Source organism: Pseudarthrobacter phenanthrenivorans, from assembly GCF_000813845.1.
Classification (GTDB): Bacteria; Actinomycetota; Actinomycetes; order Actinomycetales; family Micrococcaceae; genus Arthrobacter; species Arthrobacter phenanthrenivorans_B.
The window spans coordinates 1-3019 of the sequence record NZ_JWTB01000051.1 but is presented as its reverse complement, the minus strand read 5'-3'; the positions used below and the strand labels follow the sequence as shown (position 1 = coordinate 3019).

Below are 3019 nucleotides of genomic sequence, written 5' to 3'. Positions count from 1 at the left end.
CGCCGAGGAACCGGCTGAAGGCGCTGACGTCTAACAGCCCGGGCCTCCCGGCCTAAAGCATGAATCGGCGGGACCGGTGGATGATCCACCGGTCCCGCCGCTGTTACGATGGCAGCCAGATCCGGCTGCCCGTCCTGAAAGGCATCAATGACTGTTGTACCCCTGCCGCTTGAGCAGAACCACGCCGGCGACACCCTGGTCCACGGCTCCGACGGCGGGTCAGAGGTCCGGCGTTCAGTGCTGCCCGGCGGAGTGCGGGTGCTCACGGAGGCAATGCCGGGGCAGCGGTCAGCCACCATCGGGTTCTGGGTAGGAGTGGGCTCCCGGGACGAAGCTCCCGGCCAGCACGGCTCCACCCACTTCCTGGAGCACCTCCTGTTCAAGGGAACCAAGCGGCGCACAGCCCTCGAGATCGCCTCGGCTTTTGACGAGGTCGGCGGCGAATCGAACGCGGCCACCGCCAAGGAAAGCACCTGCTACTTCGCACGCGTCCTGGATACGGACCTGCCCATGGCAATCGACGTGATTGCGGACATGATCACCGGGGCCGTCCTGGATCCCGACGAGATGGAGCAGGAACGCGACGTCATCCTCGAGGAAATCGCGATGGACAGCGATGACCCCACCGACGTAGCGCACGAACACTTCGTCGCCGCCGTCCTTGGCAGCCACCCACTGGGCCGGCCCATCGGCGGGACCCCGGCTGCGATCAAGGCCGTAGCCAGGGACTCCGTCTGGGAGCACTACCGCCGGTACTACAAGCCTGAGGAACTGGTCATCACGGCGGCCGGCGGGCTGGAACACGACGTGGTCTGCGGGCTCGTGGTGGACGCCCTTGAATCAGCCGGGTGGTCGCTTGAACCCCATGCCGCACCAGTCAAGCGCCGTTCCACCGAGCGGGCCGTCATCACGGGAACCGCCGGGCTCCATGTGGTGAAGCGTGCCGTGGAGCAGGCGAACATCATCATGGGTTGCCCCACGATTGTTGCCACGGACGAACGCCGTTACGTCATGAGCGTCTTGAACGCGGTCCTCGGCGGCGGCATGTCCTCACGGCTTTTCCAGGAAATCCGTGAAAAGCGCGGCCTGGTGTACTCCACCTATTCGTTCGCATCGTCCTATGCAGATGCCGGCTATTTCGGCATGTACGCGGGCTGCACGCCGTCAAAGGTCAGGCAGGTGCTGGATCTGCTGGGCGTGGAGCTGGAAAAGCTTGCGGAACACGGAATTTCCGACGACGAGCTCCGCAAAGCGGTAGGCCAGCTGGGCGGCGGCATTGTCCTGGCCCTCGAGGACACCGGGTCACGGATGTCCCGGCTGGGCCGTGCTGAACTCGTCTCCGGGGAGTACCAGGACATCGACGAAACCCTGCGCCTCATCAAGGCCGTCACCACGGAGCAGGTGCAGGAGCTGGCCGCCGAGCTTGCTGCCGCACCACGGACCGTTACGGTCGTTGGTCCTTTCGAGGAGAACGAGACTTTCGGACTGTAAGAGGCTGGCAACGGTCCCGCGGAGAGTCCATCCTGAGGTATGGATGAACTTCGGCAGGGGGCGGCAGTGAACGGGCAGGGAACCCAGCACGGACATCCTGCGCTGCTGGGCCTGCTGGGCCTGCTGGGTCACTGGCGCGGGACGACACGTGTTGCTGCCGGCCCCTGGGGGCCGGAGCACAGCGTGGACGCCGAAGTGACCTACAGCCAAGTGGCCGCCGGCCAGGGCGTGGTCCAGAGCTACCGGCATGTTGAACCAGACGGCAGCCATTTCGAAGGCCATGGCATCTTCACGGTTGATCCCGTTCACCAGGACGTGCTCTGGTACTACGTGGACAATTCCGGCGTCCCGCCGGGCGCCGCCGCACGCTGCACCTGGCACGACCGCGTCCTCCGCGTCGAACGCCACGGCGTCGGGGGCTGGACGCGCCACTCCATCTGGGTCCAGGACGAGGTCCTGACCCACGTCACCGAACTGAGGTCGGCCAGGGACGACGGCGATGCGGATGATTCGGGCACCAACGGAAAAGGTTCGATCTACAGGCCGTTCATGCGCTCTGTCTTCCACAAGGCGTAGCTGTGGCAACGCACGCCATGGTCGCTGATACACGGCAGGCGGAGCCGGGACGGCACGACGGCGAAGCGCACCAGGGCAGGGCTAAAAGCAGGCTGACAACGGCCGCCTCATGTGGGCAGGGCTAAAAGCAGGCTTGCAACGGCAGCGTCACTGCGAGGACAGGAAAACCCCTGTTGTGGGTCGGTGGGCAGCTGGAATGGCAGGGCGTAGAAGTCGTCCCAGAGCGGATCGTCCGCCGGAATCTGTTCTGGATCGAGCATGGTGTTTCCGGGTGGTTCTTCGGGTGGCGGGTCCGGCCACGCGGGCATCCCGGCGAGGAGCTGCTCCCAGTGCAGATCCTCCGGTTCCTGCGCTGGCAATTGGTGTTCGGGGTCCGGCCGGGCTGATGTTTGCGGCGGCGCGGCTACTCCTGGCGCGGTCGGGTTATGTGGCAGGGGGTTTTCGGTTTTTGGCGTCGCGATGACAATGCCGGGCAGCGCGGCACTACTCACCGGCAGAATGCCCGATGGCCAGTGGGTTGGTTTGGGGGTGGGGTGTTCGGGGTTGTAGTGGCGGCCGGTGGGTGAGGTCCAGCCGGGCGGCTCGTCCGGGGTTGCCGGATCCGGGGTCCAGTGGCTGTGGTGTTTGAGCCGATGGTGCTTGGGGCAGAGCTGTGCCAGGTTGCTGACATCCGTTGCGCCGCCGTGGTGCCAGGCGGTGAGGTGGTCGGTGTCGTTGTCCGGGGTGTGGTTGCTGCAGCCGGGGAAGCTGCATTTCCGGTCCCTAATCCTGAGCCATTGTTTGATGGCCGGGGTGAGCCGGTAGCGGGTGCGGCCGATCTCCAGGGGTGCCCCGTTGCGGGGGTCGACCAGCACCCGGTGGAACGAGTCCGCCCCGTCGGCGACGAGTTTCCGGGCCAGGGATGCGGGGATGGGGCCGTAGCCGTCCAGTTCGGCGGGTTCGTCGGTGAGGC

At 66.0% G+C, this 3019-nt stretch carries 3 protein-coding genes; 2 read left to right on the top strand and 1 reads right to left on the bottom strand.

Annotation, left to right across the window (positions count from 1 at the left end):
• Positions 1 to 147: 147 nt before the first annotated feature.
• Both RM50_RS19835 and RM50_RS19830 read left to right on the top strand, forming a co-directional pair.
• Complete coding sequence (locus tag RM50_RS19835; protein ID WP_043456227.1) at positions 148 to 1491, top strand: M16 family metallopeptidase; 1344 nt, start codon at positions 148 to 150, stop codon at positions 1489 to 1491.
• A gap of 66 nt (positions 1492 to 1557) precedes the next feature.
• Positions 1558 to 2067 (top strand): DUF1579 family protein, encoded by a 510-nt coding sequence (locus RM50_RS19830; RefSeq protein ID WP_043456225.1) that lies wholly within the window; start codon positions 1558 to 1560, stop codon positions 2065 to 2067.
• A gap of 107 nt (positions 2068 to 2174) precedes the next feature.
• Here RM50_RS19830 and RM50_RS20760 read toward each other — a convergent pair.
• Positions 2175 to 3019 (bottom strand): HNH endonuclease signature motif containing protein (locus RM50_RS20760; protein WP_043456223.1); only part of this gene is annotated, 845 nt, incomplete at its 5' end.